The 16,163-nt window shown below is 38.4% G+C and carries 10 protein-coding genes and 2 pseudogenes; 5 read left to right on the forward strand and 7 right to left on the reverse strand.

Features of this window, described 5'->3' with window-relative positions; genetic code table 11:
- Positions 1-4 precede the first annotated feature (4 nt).
- The 7 genes and pseudogenes from ACE3JL_RS17360 to ACE3JL_RS17390 form a co-directional block, all read right to left on the reverse strand.
- Complete coding sequence (locus ACE3JL_RS17360) at positions 5-3,127, reverse strand: DEAD/DEAH box helicase (RefSeq protein ID WP_375328007.1); 3,123 nt, start codon at positions 3,125-3,127, stop codon at positions 5-7.
- Between the two features lie 409 nt (positions 3,128-3,536).
- Complete coding sequence (locus ACE3JL_RS17365) at positions 3,537-4,517, reverse strand: DUF3616 domain-containing protein (RefSeq protein WP_375328008.1); 981 nt, start codon at positions 4,515-4,517, stop codon at positions 3,537-3,539.
- A 658-nt stretch (positions 4,518-5,175) separates the two neighbouring features.
- Entirely contained in the window at positions 5,176-5,898 is a 723-nt protein-coding gene (locus tag ACE3JL_RS17370; RefSeq protein WP_375328009.1) for a WD40/YVTN/BNR-like repeat-containing protein, read from the reverse strand.
- Positions 5,899-5,963: 65 nt separating this feature from the next.
- A complete protein-coding gene (locus ACE3JL_RS17375; RefSeq protein ID WP_375328010.1) occupies positions 5,964-7,484 on the reverse strand; it encodes a penicillin-insensitive murein endopeptidase in 1,521 nt (506 codons plus the stop codon).
- A gap of 44 nt (positions 7,485-7,528) precedes the next feature.
- Positions 7,529-8,449, reverse strand: a complete 921-nt coding sequence (locus tag ACE3JL_RS17380; RefSeq protein WP_375328011.1) for an N-acetylmuramoyl-L-alanine amidase — start codon at positions 8,447-8,449, stop codon at positions 7,529-7,531.
- 74 nt (positions 8,450-8,523) lie between these two features.
- Positions 8,524-9,408, reverse strand: a complete 885-nt coding sequence (locus tag ACE3JL_RS17385; RefSeq protein ID WP_375328012.1) for a peptidoglycan-binding protein — start codon at positions 9,406-9,408, stop codon at positions 8,524-8,526.
- Between the two features lie 29 nt (positions 9,409-9,437).
- Positions 9,438-9,615 (reverse strand): annotated as a pseudogene (locus ACE3JL_RS17390) (IS30 family transposase); the annotation flags it as partial.
- Positions 9,616-10,486: 871 nt separating this feature from the next.
- Here ACE3JL_RS17390 and ACE3JL_RS17395 point away from each other — a divergent pair.
- From ACE3JL_RS17395 to ACE3JL_RS17415, 5 genes and pseudogenes are all read left to right on the forward strand, one after another.
- The gene (locus ACE3JL_RS17395) at positions 10,487-11,926 is read left to right on the forward strand and encodes a sensor histidine kinase (protein WP_375329624.1); all 1,440 of its coding nucleotides are present in this window, start codon (positions 10,487-10,489) and stop codon (positions 11,924-11,926) included.
- A gap of 92 nt (positions 11,927-12,018) precedes the next feature.
- Complete coding sequence (locus ACE3JL_RS17400; protein ID WP_375328013.1) at positions 12,019-13,116, forward strand: saccharopine dehydrogenase family protein; 1,098 nt, start codon at positions 12,019-12,021, stop codon at positions 13,114-13,116.
- Positions 13,117-13,119: 3 nt separating this feature from the next.
- The gene (locus tag ACE3JL_RS17405) at positions 13,120-14,802 is read left to right on the forward strand and encodes a mechanosensitive ion channel family protein (RefSeq protein ID WP_271992935.1); all 1,683 of its coding nucleotides are present in this window, start codon (positions 13,120-13,122) and stop codon (positions 14,800-14,802) included.
- Between the two features lie 9 nt (positions 14,803-14,811).
- A pseudogene (locus tag ACE3JL_RS17410) lies at positions 14,812-14,949 on the forward strand (IS607 family transposase); the annotation flags it as partial.
- Entirely contained in the window at positions 14,921-16,159 is a 1,239-nt protein-coding gene (locus tag ACE3JL_RS17415; RefSeq protein WP_375328014.1) for an RNA-guided endonuclease InsQ/TnpB family protein, read from the forward strand. The pseudogene ACE3JL_RS17410 and the gene ACE3JL_RS17415, both read left to right, overlap by 29 nt.
- Positions 16,160-16,163 lie beyond the last annotated feature (4 nt).

Raw genomic sequence — 16,163 nt, forward strand, 5'->3', positions numbered from 1 at the left:
TCGATTAAATAATTGTCTGTTTATTCAATGCGATTAACTGACGAAAACTTTCGTTATCTAATTCCGTTAACCAAGATTCATCATTACTAACAATAGCATTAGCTACCTTTTTCTTTTCCTCGATCATTTCATCAATTCTTTCCTCTAAGGTTCCCAAAGTGACAAATTTATGCACGAAAACATTTTTTTGTTGACCAATTCTAAAAGCGCGATCAGTTGCTTGATTTTCCACCGCAGGATTCCACCAACGATCGAAATGAAAAACATGATTTGCTTTGGTTAAAGTAATCCCCACTCCCCCAGCTTTTAGGGATAAAATAAATACGGAAGGTTCTGTTTCGGGATGTTGAAATTCTTCGATCATTTGTTCTCGTTTTGGTTGAGAAGTCCCCCCGTGAAGATAATAAGTATTATAGCGAAAAGTTTGTTTGAGGTACTTTTGTAAGGAGTCACCGATTTCGGTAAATTGAGTGAAAATTAGCAGACTATCTCCCTCTAAAATTACTTCTTCTAGCATTTCTCCCAAACGCTCTAACTTATGCGATCGCTCAGGGGTAAAAGCACTGTTATCCTGTAAAAATTGACGGGGATGATTACAAATTTGTTTCAAGCGCATCAGGGTAGATAAAATTAATCCTTTGCGTTTTATTCCCTCCGCTTCTTCTAATTGTTTTTCCACTTCTTTGATAACAACTTCGTAGAGAGAAGCTTGTTCTTTAGTTAAATTACAATACTGTTTGTTTTCCACTTTGTCAGGCAAATCTTTAATTATCTGCTTATCGGTTTTTACCCGACGCAGAATAAAAGGTTCCACTAATTTTTTGAGAACCGTGGACTGGAGACGATCATTTTGTTTTTGGATTGGCACTTCAAAAGCTTTACGAAATTGAGTTTCTTTACCTAAATAACCAGGGTTAAGAAAGTTAAAAATTGACCATAAATCAAGCAGTCTATTTTCTACTGGAGTTCCCGTTAATGCGAGACGATGTTGTGCAGATAAACTCAAGATTGCTTTAGTTTGTGCCGCTTTAGGATTTTTTATATTTTGTGCTTCATCAATTACTAAACGTTGCCAAGATTGCGAGTTAAATAATTTCAAGTCCTTGCGAACTAAGGTAAAAGAAGTAATGACGATATCCTTGTGACTAGCTACTGTCTGAAATTCGTTCTCATCTTGATAGCGCTTACTACCATGGTGAATTAAAACCTGAAGATGGGGGGCAAATTTTTCAATTTCTTTTGCCCAATTTCCCACCACAGAAGTGGGTGCAACTAGCAGAGTTGGCAAAACATTATTATCTCCCTCTCTTTCCCCAATCAATCTAGCAATTACTTGTAGGGTTTTTCCCAGTCCCATATCGTCAGCAAGACAACCATTTAACCCCAATTGTTCTAGGTATTGAATCCAGGCAACTCCGCGCTTTTGGTACTCCCGCAGCGTTCCTTGTAATTGGGGAGGATTTTCGATCGGTTCTAGTTGACTAGGATTTTGTAATTTCTCTAGCATAGAACCCAAAAAATCATCGGTTTCAACAATAATCTCCTCTGGGTATTCGGCAGCTTTTTTCATTAATTCAATCAGATTCATCTCAGGATTTTCCTGCTGATATTTCTGCCAAAAATCCAGCATTTGCTGCATTTTATTTTGTTCTAATTCTACCCATTGACCTCGAAATTTAACTAAGGGTGTTTTGGTGTCAATTAATTGTTGCCATTCCTCTTGACTAATAGTTTCTTCACCGATGGCTAATTCATATTGATATTCAATGATGTTTTCGAGGCTAAAAATCCCTTTACTAACGGGGGTAGATTTGCCCGATTTAGAAGTGGTTTTTAGCCGAACTTTAGCGCGTTGACGACCTTCGGGAGTCCACCAAGCGGGAATAATTACCTTATATCCCGCATCTTCTAAAATCCAAGCAGTTTCTTTTAAGAAAGTAAAAGCTTCTGTAAGGTTGAGAGAAAATCCCGTCGGTTTATCCGTTTCTAATCCTTGCCAAATGGGGGGATAAATACGGGCAGCATAACCCAAACTTAGTAAAATATTTTTGTCTAAATCTTGACCAAAATGCGCTCGTATGCTTGTTCTAGTTTCGGGTACTGCATACCAATATTCGTCTAATTCTAATCGCAGGGAGGGGTCTTGTTTAGAGATGAGGATAAAAGTAATTTGCCACTGTTCAATATTATTTTCTGGGGCCTCCGTTAGTTTAAAACCAAGGCTAAAACTAGATATATTTTGGTCTCCTAGTAACTGCTGTCTCCAAGTTTGCCACTGTTGATATTTTTCTAAGGCAGCGGCAGTTTGCAGAAATCCGGCAGTTTTAGTCACAGAGAAGCAATCACCTATAATTGTCTCGCTAATTTTTTTATCAAAACTGACAGGAATTGCTGTGTTAGTGACAATTTCATTGAGGAGACATTCGGAGAAGTGCTGGAGTAGGGTTTTGGGATCGTATAATTGTGGTGAAGCATGGGGATTTTCAGCACCAGCAAGACAAATGCGGGGAAGATATTCAAGATAGCGATCGAGATTGGTTTCGTAGGTTGCTGATATAATTTCCCAAAGAGGGTAGATGGCAAAGTTAGCGGGTTTCTGGTTATTTGTAGCTAATTCTCGATATTTAAAGGCAGGAATATAGTTATCTTTGAGAATTATTTCTTTAAAAGCTTGACTGTAGTGATACCAAAAAAGTAAATCTGCACCTAACTGAATCTCTGAGGAGTTGTAAAGACAGATAAAATGCAGATCATTGAGCAGTTTAAGTACAGGATTAAGGGGATAACAATCAATTTGCCAAGATTGCCATTGGCTATTTTCTGGGGGTTCTTTTTCTAGATAACGCAGTAATTCTAAGGAGGGTAAAGGTTGATTCTCGTGACTAGGTAAAAGAAAGTAGCGGGGGACAAATTGCCGACTAAGAGGATTATAATTCGATTGAACTATTCCTAACTCTCCAGTGAGAAAGCTAGTTAATTCTTCTTTGCTTAACTGAAAAGGATGATAATTATCAGCAGTGGTGCGACTCTTTTTCGGGGTGCTAGTTTCTCCCCAAAGATAAAAGCTACCCTTCTGAATAAATTCGTCCGTTGATTGAGGAATCCAAGTACCGTGAAGAATTTTCATGGTTTTTAATTAGTACAAAAGAACTTGAATGAGAGCAAGACTTAGCCTCTAGAAAAATTGTAGCGATTATGGGAGGATTCTCCACACTTTTTTGTCCCTTTGCGAACCCAGAAGTCCTCTGGATCAGAGAAAAAGGTTAATAGCGCTTCTAGGACAAAAAACCATTGAGAAGACGTGATCAACGGTTTTTTTGAGCTTAAAGCTTATCCCTATATGGGTTTAAAGCTATTTTTGTTCTAGGTTTTGTTGAGGTTCCACTAAGAAGGATGGCTAATTATAGCAATTCCCCAAAATCCGGCTACAGGAGTTCGATCCCCCTGCCTTCGTCTCCCTTAAAATGGGAAAAAGGGGAAAAGGGGAACTTAAATTCGATAATTCGATCCGTAGTTTTTATGGGTGAGAATTGGTATTAATTAACTTTTACCCAAATACTGCGGAAATATTTTTCGGGACTATTTTTATCGGGAATCTCTTTACAGGGAGTATTACCAACTCGCTCGATTGTACCATCATCGCTTAAAATCTGAAAGCGATCTTGGAAATGGGGATAAAACAACAAAGCTTCTGGACGAAAACCTTTAGGGAATTGCAGTGATTCTATCTTTTCTGGTGCATCTTCTTTTTTTCCTGACCAAGTATAGAAAACAAATTGATCGCCTCCATGAAATTCTCCGGCAATAATTAAATATACTTCTAAAGCTGGCCAAAATTCAATGCTACGAATTCCCAATCCTCCCAAATCCAACAAGATAGGATCACCAAATTCAGCTTTAGCTGTGGTTGAATTAGTAACTAAACTCTTGGGATTTTTTAGGGGTAATAAAAGAGCTTTACTGTTGGGGACAGGATTACGAAAACCGATTAAGATATTTCCGTCTGGAGTTGCCGTTAAACCTTCAATATTTAATCCTCCTTCAGCTTTAGGAGCTTTGGTTTCTGCTGTTTTGAAGTCAAATATTTTAGCCAATTGAGAGTCTTCGATAATATCGCGCAAGACTAACTGAGTATAAGACTCACCCTCTCGAACTATACTAGGGCTTTCATCGGTAATTTTACTAGCAAAAAATTGATGACGAGGGAGTTTTTGTTCAGCATTTTTATTGCGACCGTGGGAAGTAATCCAATAGATTACGTCATTTAGTACAGTTACCCCCTCCAAGTCGATTTCTTTATTTTTAGGATTGTTTTTTAGCCAACCATTAATGTCAATGGTTTCCAGCGCTTTTCCCGACTCTTGAGAGGAATAAATCCAGAGAATATTACCTAATTCTACATCTGCCTCATCATTACCAATAACAAATTTATTTTCTCCTAAAGCAGTGGCTGCAGAAGCATCACAAATTCCTTGATGTTTGATTTCTTGGATAATAGAAAATTTGAGAGGTTGCATGATTGTATTCTCCTTGTTAATTAGAAAAGTGAGGATTGGGAAAATTGTCGGCAATAAAAGAGAAAAAGACAAAAAATGACTAAGAAAAATTTGAAAAATGATTGGTTTGAGCATTGGTTTAAACGAGGCAATTAAGTCCCCACTCAAAAATAAAGTTAACTAGGGTCTGCTGAAAAAGTTTTTCCTGGGGGTAGGAGTCAGGAGTCAGGAGTCAGGAGCCGGTCGTTTCAGGCTTTGTTGCCCTTGTTTTTTGTACGAAGCGATGTACTACAAGAAGGATAATGCAAGGTTTTTGAAAGTCCCAATCCTATTTTCTTGCACTAACATCGGACTTTAACAGGTCAAAAGCTTTATTTTAAAAGGGTTTTACCATTATTCAGCAAGCCCTAACTAGATCGACGAAAGAACAGGGAGCATATTAGCTACATCAAAGAGATTCTCGCAAATAAAGTACAAGGCAATTCCTCCTGCTTGACACTGAGACTTTTCAAGGGTTATATGCGATATTTTACATGAACAACAATCTGTTTTTTTTTACTATTTTCAGGAAGCGATACATAGTCTGGTGTCGTGATTTAGGATCATCTTTCTCCCTTTTAGGTTGTCCTCTATTTTTTCTCCTGAAATAAAGTAAATTATTTAAACAATTACCATCGCCTTAGCCATTACTAATAGCGGCGGGATAGATTGTTGCTAATAAGTCCACAGATTTACTGATCAAAATGCCTGCAACAGTTGTAGTAATCTGCCAAGTATGACTAAAATCAAAAACCTGAGAATGAATACTATTCCAAGTAAAATATTCCGCAGGTATATTATTAATTTCTTGCCAAGTCTGCCCCCCATCATTGGTTTTAAGAAATAATTGAATATTTTCTCCTTCAACATTAAAAGTTTTGCCAATAACAATACCTTCTTGTTCCGATTTAAAGCGTAATCCTTGGGCTTCGGTAAAAGAAACAATTCCACCTTTAGCTGTAATCGCCTCATGAATACCAGAAGATTCCTGCCATGTTTCTCCAAAATCTGTTGTCGAATACAATGTCGGAAAAGTGGCTTCAACTTGCCATTGTGTTACAAACCAACCCTGAGTTTCATTGAGGAAAAATATTTCTTCTTTCACTAATGATCCTTGTGTTGCATCTAGGGTTAAACGCCAATTGTTCCCACCGTCAGACGTTTTAAGCACAACCGTATGAGTTCGCATTAAACTAGAAGAAAGGGGAGCTTTTTCAGCAAAAACAACAAATAGTAAAGCTGAATCTGGACTAAAACCAATCAATTCTAAGCTGTCGATAATTGCTATAGCAGAGTCTGGATTATCTGTGGGAAAATCAGGGTTAATCGCAGCTTGAGAGAGAACTTCACTAAGATTTGACATGGGTATTCTCCAAAGTTTTAGAAATCTTTGGGGCGCAAGCCTTGCGCCCCTACAACAAAACTGAATTATTTGCTAAATCGAACATGAAGATGATCGTCGTGACCAGGCCAAGGCTGAACTCCCTGTAACTTATTATCATTACAAAGGATCAACTTGACCTTGAGAATCGGATTGCTTTTTATTGTATTGACTAATGCTTGGGTTCGAGTACGAGAATAGTTAGGATGGTGAAAAGTGATACCAATTCTTGCACCATCTGTTCTTAATAAACGAAAATCAACATCTAATCCCGTTTGATGACTGCTATGGGGCGGTACGGGACCACCTCCTTTCTTGCTGATGTTTCCTATGCCAATGACAAGACCAGTGCGATGACTTGCAAACCATAATTCACCAATTTTTTTGATTGCTTCGATGGTTTCAGTTAAGCCAAATTGCTTCTCACGGAATTGGGAATAGCTGTAGTAACCCGTTCCCTCGATAGGGAGTTGAGTATCGACTGCGGGAAAAGGAACAGCTTCTAAATCCTCAAGATTTTCCTCATCTAGGGGAGAAAAACAGGGAGTATCTTCCAACTCAATAGGGGTTTCGTTATCAACAGTTTCCACGTCAGCAGGATTTGGGAAAATGATGACGGGAGATTCTGCACTATCAAGTAGATTGGATGCTCCACGAATTGCGCCGATGGAGACACCAACATTAGCCCCAGAAAATCCTGAACATCCTCCATTCGTATGTACGCCAACTACATTACCGTTTTTTTCTGCCAGAATTGGAGAACCTGATGAACCCCCTTGTGTGTCAATGTCATCATAGAAAAGTTGACCTTTTTTATGATCGATTAAAGGACCAGCTTCAATTTTCTTAGGGTTGCCATTGGGATGTTGAATGACGCATAGCATTGAACCTATATGAGTCAAGTCTTGTGGAGACAAATTTAATGTTCCATACTTCCCTGATGGCGATTCTCCTGCTTCGTTTCGACCTAATTGAATAATTGCGTAATCTAACCCCTTTTCTCGGTATTCTAGAAGATTAATGATCGGAAAGCGATCATCAGGACGGGGTTTGTCAGTGGTGGGATCGATCTGAAAGTTAAAATTTACGTGCATTAGTGTCGCAATTTCTTCTGGAGAAATCACTTTATTACCACGAGATGGCCTTTGCCATCCACCGCCAGTTTTATCAAAACAATGACCTGCTGTTAAAAATTTATCCCCTTCAATTAAACATCCAGTACACCAGCGTTTTCCTTCAACATTTCCGGGAGATTCTCCTTCTTTGCTAAAAAGATCGGCCAAATTCTCTTGCCATTGTAATTGACCTACTGGAGGAGAAAATTGATTGACAAAATCCCTTGTAACACCTAGAGTGCCATCATATTTTTCCACATCTTGACTATCATCCGTGTGACCACATATTGACTCACTACTACTCACTCGTGTAATCAAGATATCTAGTTCTTCAACTTGAGCCATTAATGCTTCTCTTTGTTGAACTAAGTTATCACGAGTTTCTACGCTAGGCTCTAATTCAGGATTCTGTCCTTGAGGAGGAAAAGGAAGGCTATTGCGTTTTTCAAACATAGTTGGTCTCCATTTTTTGGTAATAAGGACAAAATCAAACTTGACTACGGACAACCCAAAGATTCTTCTTCAAAAATTTGGGCATCATCTAGGACTTTAACCATAACTGTAGCGGTTGCATTGGGTGTTCCTGCGGTTGCGACTAATAGGGTTTGTCCTTCTTCTTCAGCTAAGGATACGATACAACTTTGCCAGTTTCCTTCTTCATTTTTAGTTGCTTGAGGGATCAGAGAAATAACTCGCTCCCAAGCAATATCAAGGGGAATGGTTGCTTGTCCTTTTTCATCCAAAGAGAAGGAAGTAGTGTAAGTTATCAATTTTAGATGGGGTGTAATCTCCATTTCTACTTGTGAGATAGAAGAATTTAAAGTAACCTCCGCTTCTCCGCTTCCTAATGCTTCTGGTGAACCGACAAATTCTAAAGGTCCTCCCATGATAATTTCTACTTCAGCCTGGGTATAACCTGGGTCCCAGTGGTCGTTTTCAGGAACATGGGAATGTCCATAATGTCCCCCTTTAGTATTCCAATTTGTTGCATTACGATTATGTCCACCTGGATCTCTTGTCCCAGTTCGGGGAAGTCCATTCGGCCAAACTTTAGGGACTCCATGAGTGGTTTCGATCCAACGACATAATTTGGCAACATTTTTGAGAGTTGCAATATTTTTCGGCTTACCGGCAAAAGCGACGACCTCAATTTGGATTGCGGAATCTCTGTTAGTTTGTACACCTCCGGGTAGATTTTTCAGAGATCGTGCTGTACTAGCTGTGTCGATATGTTGGTAAATGGTGGTGGAATCAACGGTGAAATGAGGATCGGATTTATTGGCTTTATACGCTGCCATCGCACCGGCTGCGGTTGAGCCTTCAGTTGTGTGATGAACAATCTTAAAACGAGATCCTGGTGAATAATTGCCAAGTCCCCCTGTAATTGGTTTCTGTGTAGCAAAAGGACAACGTGCCATAATAACCTCCCAAAAATTAATTTTTTAAGTGTTCAAGACTGTAATTAACCCACGATGACTTAATGGCATAGGTTTCAACTGCTCATAATTTGCATCATCATTAGTTGTTCTATGCCTTGTATTTCTTCTGCTGTCTCTGGATTTTCTGGTGATTCTTCAGCAGCACTAATAGATTCAAATGACCCTAGCTTGGATAACCAATTTTGAGCTAACCCAGCAATATGTGAAGCTTTGTCACTATCGTTGATCACCTTTCGTGCACCGACAAAATCGGTTTTACTGCCATTAACAAAAGTACCGAGTTTTTTACTGGTAAATTCCCCTAGTAACATACCATCTACTAGAACAAATAAAGCAATATTTGGATCTAGAGCTTTCTCTTTGTTGCCCACTAAATCAATGCCTAATTTTCGACTATATTTTTCATAGTTTGATTTGAGGGTTAACTGAACATAACCTCGCCCATAAAAAGGGAAGTAAAACCGTGTCTGAAGATGAGCCATTTGTTTGGATCGAGGCTTTAAAAAAAAGGCTTCTTCAACAGGCTGAAAAGAATTAGCGGTTTCATGTTCAACGGTTGCTAAAACATAGGCAATCTGCGAATTAAGAATTAATCCTCGGCGTTTACATTCGTGGATAATGGCTTTTTGAGTTCCTTGCTTCGTGCTAAAATCATGCACTCTTTGCCCAATAGATTTGTTCAAATTTAACAGAAATTGGGCAGTGGTAGGACCTAAAACATCTCCCCCAGATAAAGCAAAGGCTTCTTTAAAATCTCGTAAGGCTTCCCGTGTAATTTTACCGTAAAGTCCATCTACCGTAAAATGATAAAAATTGTTTGCTTTTAGAATTTCTTGAATTTCTCGACAGAGTTGCTCATCAGAAGCTAGGTGGGAAGTTGCAATATCTTCATAGGGAATCTGAAGTTGATTGTTGACGATATCTTTAAGAGTAGTCATGAGTTTTATCCTTAAATAAGTTGGCCGATTCAAGTCTGAATTGCATTACTGTCTGATCTAGCCTCGTAGAATACCTCATTCGGGGTACGATAGTTAAGACATTTTCGAGGAAGATTGTTAATTAAGTTTACGGCTCTTTCTACTTTCTACCTCCTCTGGCTTAAGGATTTTCAAATTCGTTCCCTTGACAAAAAATTGTCTCAATATAGTGCGCCTAATTGATTTGTGAACGGGTAGTCTCTAGAAGTCAAGTGTAGCACGACCTTAGTTCTGATTAATTCTCAGAATTTGGGTTCTTCGTTACTTGGTATGATTCGATAGGGGGGCATAAATCGACTAAATCCTTATCTGGCAACAGACTTAATTGATTAGTTCGCTCTAGATAAAAACAATTAACAAAAATCGCTAAATGCCTTTCTCTATAAGAGTTCCATCCCTTATAACCCCCGTCCATTGCATAACAAAAACCGAAGAACCAGAATTTGCTCACGGCAAAATATAGTCAATAACCGACCCCAACTATTGCTGGACAGTTACCACTACTCAACTGTTTACCTAGCTTGAAAGCAACACTTAAACAGGCAAACCAAGACCCGATGATCCCTCCCATTGACGTAATGTCAAGGCAAAAGGGTTTGGGAGCAAAGATCGGTTAGTTAGGGAAATAATTTGGGAACAATTTAACTTGCTCTATGATAACCATAGATAAACAAAAAAATACTTAAATGTAACAAAAAAACACATAAGTCGGCAGGTGTAATTAAATATCAGACTTATCGAGGTTGAATTGAGCCACGAACCCCACAACCAGCATAGGTAATCAACTGGACTAACCTATATTACAAATCATTAAGCCGACTGACAGCCTTTCTCATCATCCTCGATGAAGTGTAACCTAATTTGCTATCGACGACCGACTCCCCAAAACGAAAACTTTGTACCTCACTATTAAGATAACTGCCCTAGGTAAAAACGCGGATATCACTGCTAATAGAGTTCGGTTTTACCGTTATGGGATGAGCATTAACGGGGGTACTATTCTAGGTAAGGAATTTGTATCTAGTCAGTGATGAAGACGATGTTAGAGGGGTCTTTACCGAAATTAAGCGATATTTTCCCGCCAACTGACCATCAGGACCGGGAAACTTTCACCCCCAATGCTTTTTATCCTAATTTATCAGAATGGCTCAAGCGATCGCAACTGAAAGCGGAAAGTGAATGGTTCGCAGCGATCGCATCTTTAGAAAATATCTTATTACAAAACCCAAATAATGCCGCCAGTCGGGGTTTAATTCTCTCCGGTCCGACGGCTTTAGTCAGAGAAAGCAAGGCTTTAACGGGTTTTAAATTCGGTGTTTTTACCGTTAAAGCTTTAAAACATTTACAATGGCTGGGTTTGCAATTGCCTTCTCAGGAAAAATCCGCCGCCGATATTTCCCCGACAGAGATTCATGAATTGCCTCTCTTGCCAACGGATCCGATTGCTAATGAAAGATTTTGTCTGGTTTTTAGCGAAAGTTTCGCTCTTTTGCTGGTTTTAGGCGAGGATCAGTGGGGTTTGTCCTCTTTTCAATTTTCCTTTGATCCCGTCCTCACTCAGCAAGCTTGGCAGCAGTTGCGGCAACGATTAGTTAATCTGCGTTATCCGCAAATCGAGACTTTAGAGGCAATTATCGAGGCTAATGGCAGTCCCTCGCCGGATTATCGTCTAGTTAGCCAATTTAGTCGCCAATTACTGCAAAATTTACCCGACCAATCTAACTTAGACCTGAAAAAAACGAAATCGTCTATCAATAGCGAAATCACTCCCCCAAAGGAAGATAATTCTAATTTAGAATCGGGTTGTGATTTGGAATTATTGCGAGCTTTAACCCACGAAATTCGCACCCCTTTAACCACCATTCGCACCATTGCCCGATTATTATTAAAACGGGCCAAAGTAACGGAAGATGTAGAAAAATATTTAGAAACAATCGATTTAGAATGTAGTGAACAAATTCAGCGCATGGAATTAATTTTTCGAGCCGCAGAATTGGGTATTAATCCTCTGGGAGATAAACCAATTCAATTAATTCCAATTGCCCTAGAAAAAGTCTTTCAAGATAGTATTCCCCGGTGGCAGAAACAAGCTAAACGGCGCAATGTCAATTTAGAAGTTAATGTACCGAAAAAATTGCCTTCGGTAATTAGCGACCCTAATTTATTGGATCAAATGTTAAATGGAGTCGTGGAAAAATGTACTCGCAGTATGACCAGTGGTGGTCTGTTGCAAGTACATATATCAACGGCAGGAAATCAATTAAAAATGCAGTTCCAAACTCAGGTAAAATCACCGAATCTTACCCTCAAAGCTTTGGGAAAAGTCTTAATGTTTCAACCAGAAACCGGTAGTTTAAGTCTGAATGTGAAGGTGACTAAAAACCTTTTTCAAGCTTTGGGAGGTAAATTTATTGTACGTGAAAAACCCGAAGAAGGTGAGATTTTAACTATTTTCTTGCCTCTCGGACGCATTAAATAAGTTGGGATTATTCTAAAATTTTCATCTCAAAAAATAGGCAAATTTGCCAAGATGATGCTATACTAGGGCAACAAACATTGTTAATAGTTGCCATGGAAAAAACTGTTTTAATTTTAGGTGGCACTGGTCGCATTGGTCAAAGTGTCGCCCTAGATATTATTAATCATACTGCCGCTAAAATTATTGTCACTGGACGGAAGGAAAAAGCGATTAAATTACTGCCAAGAATGCAGTTTTTGGCTTTAGATTTAGAGGAAATAGACAAGCTTAGACAGGCAATTAAAAATAGTGATTTAGTCATTCATTGTGCCGGTCCTTTTCACTATCGCGATGACAGGGTAATAAAAATTTGCATTGAAGAAAAAGTCAATTATATTGATGTTAGTGATCATCGTTCTTTTTATCAAAAGTTAATTCCCTATCGAGAATTAGCGATAAAAGCGGGAATAACTGCCGTGGTTAATACGGGAATTTTTCCAGGTATTTCTAATAGTATAGTGCGGGAGGGAGTCGAACAATTAGATAGGGTAGAAACGATCCGTTTAAATTATGCCGTAGCCAGTTCAGGAGGTGCGGGATTAACTGTGATGCGGACAACTTTTCTCGGTTTAAAAAAGCCTTTTTTAGCTTGGATTGAGGGAAAATGGCAAGAGATTAAACCCTATACTGCTAGAGAAGTAATTGACTTTCCCGCCCCTTTAGGTAAAACTGGTGTTTATTGGTTTGATATGCCAGAAACCTATACTTTTGCCGAATCTTTTCCAGTGCAAAATGTGATCACAAAATTTGGTTCTATTCCCGATTTTTATAATCACTTAACTTGGATTACTGCCCATATTTTTCCCGATGCTTGGGTAGAAAGTTCTCGGGGAATCGAGTTTTTTTCCCAAGTTAGTTATCGCATGACAGAAGTAACCGATAAATTTTCGGGAATTGGGGTAGCAATGTTAGCAAAAGTCGCCGGATGGCAAGGGCAGCAAAAAGCGGTTTATCAAGCAACTATGGTTCACGAGAACACTGCTCAAGCAGCGGGTTGGGGAACTGGCAGCGTGGCAGAATTAATCTTAGGGGCAAAACTCCAAAAAGCTGGGATTTATCCCGTGGAACAGGTGTTATCCACAGAACTATTCCATGCTACGATGAAAAAAAGAGGTATTAAACTCGATCGCTCCTGTGAAATTGTAGCTTAGAAGATGAAAAAAATCTGGCGTTACCTAGGACTGTTTTGTTTAGTTTTGTTACTGACGTTATCCCCCGTCTTCATGATAGCAGCCCAGAATAATCCTGCTAAACAAGGACAGGAAATACCCCTGGAAACTTTGGGAGAAGTTTTTCCCGTCATGCTTGATAATCAAGAACTTTTTACTATTCGGCAAGGAATAGGTTCTTTTTCAGCGCAAGAAAGAGCGAAATCGATTACAGCTAGAATCGAAAAAATTGCCGATGACGATGCTCTTTCTCCTGAAGATTTAACCATAAAAATTGATCCTGAAGACAAAAACCCTTCGATTATTTTGGGAGATACGGTTATTGCTACTATTACTTCTAGAGATGCCAAATTACACGCAGTCAGTCAAGAAGTATTAGCCGAACGAGCTTTAGCAAAGATTAAAGCAGCCATTGTCCGTTATCGTCAAGAACGTCAACCAGATAAACTCTTAAAAGATGCAGCTTTGACGGTAAGTGCTACCTTGTCCACGGTTTTAATTTTCTGGGCGATGATTTTTATATCTTCGCGGGTTTTTCCCCAGATTCAGAGATTAATCACCTCCCTAGTTCCTGGGGTGGGATTCCAAAGTTTTGAGATTATTAGTTCCAGAACAATAGGAATTTTTTCCCTAAGAGTTTTGCAATTTATCCGCACTCTGATTATTTTAACTATTCTCTATTTTTATTTAACTTTTATCCTTCGTCTTTTTCCCTGGACTAGAAAATTTGGTGATGGTTTTCTGCAATACTTTTTTAGTGCTTTAGAAGTTTTTTCCCAAGAGATAGCAAAATATTTACCCAATATTTTTATCATACTGCTAGTTGTTTTTATAACTCACTATCTGTTGAGGGCAATTAGACCATTTTTCAATGCATTGGAAAGAGAAAATTTAGTCATACATGGTTTCTATCCCGATTGGGCAAAACCAACCTATAATTTACTGTCACTGCTGATAATTGCCTTAGCTATAGTCATCGCTTTTCCCTATTTACCCGGATTTAATTCTCCTGCTTTTCAGGGAGTGTCGGTATTTTTAGGGGTGCTATTTTCCTTGGGTTCTACCTCTGCTATTGCTAACGTAGTAGGAGGAATTATCCTCATCTATACCCGCTCTTTTCAACTAGGAGATAAAATTTCTATTGGTGATGTTATTGGAGATGTGATTGAAAAAGGATTATTAGTCACCCGTATTCGCACACCGTCTAATAAAATTATCACGATTCCTAACTCATCGCTGTTAAACACCAATGTGATTAACTTTAGCGTCTCTCAAAGGGAATTCAAAGAGCCTTTAATTTTGCAAACCACAGTCACTCTCGGTTATGATTTACCTTGGCGTAAGGTTCACGCAACCCTGAAAGAAGCAGCCTTAGCAACCCAATTTATTGTCTCAGAACCTGCTCCTTTTGTCTTGCAAACCAGTCTCGATGATTTTTATGTCAGCTATCAGCTAAATGCCTACACCGATCATCCTAACAAAATGGTGTATATTTATTCTGAATTACATCAAAATATTCAGGATAAATGTAACGAAGTTGGTATCGAAATTATGTCCCCTCACTACAAAGCTCTACGGGATGGCAATCACAGCACTATTCCTGAAAATTATCTGCCAGAAGATTATGAAATTCCTGCTTTTAGTATTCAGTCAAATCCTCAGAAGTAATAATTTTTTTTAATGCAAGACTTCGTGAGCATAATTACCTCATTTTGCGCTCGATTATACTCATTAAGACGACGAAATAGAAAGACAGAATGTTTAATTAAATGCCTTGAGGAGAATGATGAAATTAGTTCAAAAACATCTAATTAAATTTAATCACAAAAATTATTCAGTCATTGATAAATTAGGATTTTTATCGAAGAATCTGTATAATTGTGCTGTTTATTTAAACCGTCAAGTTTTCTTTTCACATCAACCATTTTTAACAATGACTGAGTTACATCATGCCTTAAAAATGAGTCCAGATTATCAAGCCTTACCCGCCAAAGTAAGTCAGTTAGTATTAAAGCAAGTAGAAAAAACCTTTAAATCCTACCAAAAAGCGAAAGAACAATACAAAAAATCGCCAGATAAATTTACAGGAGAGCCTAAGTTGCCAAGATACAAAGACAAGAAAAAAGGTAGAAACGTTTTAACTTATAACTATCAAGCCATTTCTAAAAAAGCGTTGAAGCAAGGTTTAATCAAGCTATCAGGGACTAATTTAGAATTTAAAACTAATTTAAAGGAAGTCTTAGAGGTTAGGATTATTCCTAAATTGGGTGCTTATTGTTTAGAGATTGTCTATGAACAACCATCCTCATCAAGTCAAGAGGGAGAAAGATATGCTTTTATCGATTTAGGCTTAAATAACCTAGCTGCTGTTACCTCTAATATTCCCGAATTTCAGTCAACTTTAGTATGTGGAAAAGCCTTAAAATCCTGCAATCAAAAGTACAACAAGACACTAGCTAAACTCAAATCGGAATTACCCAGTCTCCAGAAGACCAGTAAAAGAATACAAGGTTTAACTTTAAAGCGTAATTGCCAGGTGGATTATTACCTCCACACCGCTAGTAAATATATTATTGATAAATTACTAGCTCATCAAATTAACCTTTTAGTTATTGGTCATAATCAAGGCTGGAAACAAAACCTTAATATTGGAGATAGAAATAACCAGTCATTTGTAAATATTCCTCATTCAAGGTTTATCGAACAACTTACCTATAAAGCAAATTTAGTAGGAATAGAGGTCAAAACAACTAATGAAAGCTATACCTCTAAATGTAGTTTCTTGGACTTAGAGTCTATTCAAAAGCAAAAAAGCTATTTAGGCAAGAGAATTAAAAGAGGACTATTCAGAAGCTCGTCGGGTTATTTCTATGGAGCAGATATTAATGGTTCCTTAAATATTGGAAGAAAGGTAGTCGGAGAGGCCGCCTTTAGCGGGAATCCGATAGAGAGGTTCGTAGTTAACCCAGTACGGGTCAAAGCGTACAAAGCTAATTCTAGATGCAATATTTGCGTACAGAATTAGTAAC

The organism is Microcystis sp. BLCC-F210 (assembly GCF_042134685.1).
GTDB classification, from domain to species: domain Bacteria; phylum Cyanobacteriota; class Cyanobacteriia; order Cyanobacteriales; family Microcystaceae; genus Microcystis; species Microcystis aeruginosa_D.

Excerpts from the sequence above, each read along its gene's own strand:
- ACE3JL_RS17360 (WP_375328007.1), bottom strand. The coding sequence starts at position 3,127 with ATGAAAATTCTTCACGGTACTTGGATTCCTCAATCAACGGACGAATTT.
- ACE3JL_RS17365 (WP_375328008.1), bottom strand. The coding sequence starts at position 4,517 with ATGCAACCTCTCAAATTTTCTATTATCCAAGAAATCAAACATCAAGGA.
- ACE3JL_RS17370 (WP_375328009.1), bottom strand. The coding sequence starts at position 5,898 with ATGTCAAATCTTAGTGAAGTTCTCTCTCAAGCTGCGATTAACCCTGAT.
- ACE3JL_RS17375 (WP_375328010.1), bottom strand. The coding sequence starts at position 7,484 with ATGTTTGAAAAACGCAATAGCCTTCCTTTTCCTCCTCAAGGACAGAAT.
- ACE3JL_RS17380 (WP_375328011.1), bottom strand. The coding sequence starts at position 8,449 with ATGGCACGTTGTCCTTTTGCTACACAGAAACCAATTACAGGGGGACTT.
- ACE3JL_RS17385 (WP_375328012.1), bottom strand. The coding sequence starts at position 9,408 with ATGACTACTCTTAAAGATATCGTCAACAATCAACTTCAGATTCCCTAT.
- ACE3JL_RS17395 (WP_375329624.1), top strand. The coding sequence starts at position 10,487 with ATGTTAGAGGGGTCTTTACCGAAATTAAGCGATATTTTCCCGCCAACT.
- ACE3JL_RS17400 (WP_375328013.1), top strand. The coding sequence starts at position 12,019 with ATGGAAAAAACTGTTTTAATTTTAGGTGGCACTGGTCGCATTGGTCAA.
- ACE3JL_RS17405 (WP_271992935.1), top strand. The coding sequence starts at position 13,120 with ATGAAAAAAATCTGGCGTTACCTAGGACTGTTTTGTTTAGTTTTGTTA.
- ACE3JL_RS17415 (WP_375328014.1), top strand. The coding sequence starts at position 14,921 with ATGAAATTAGTTCAAAAACATCTAATTAAATTTAATCACAAAAATTAT.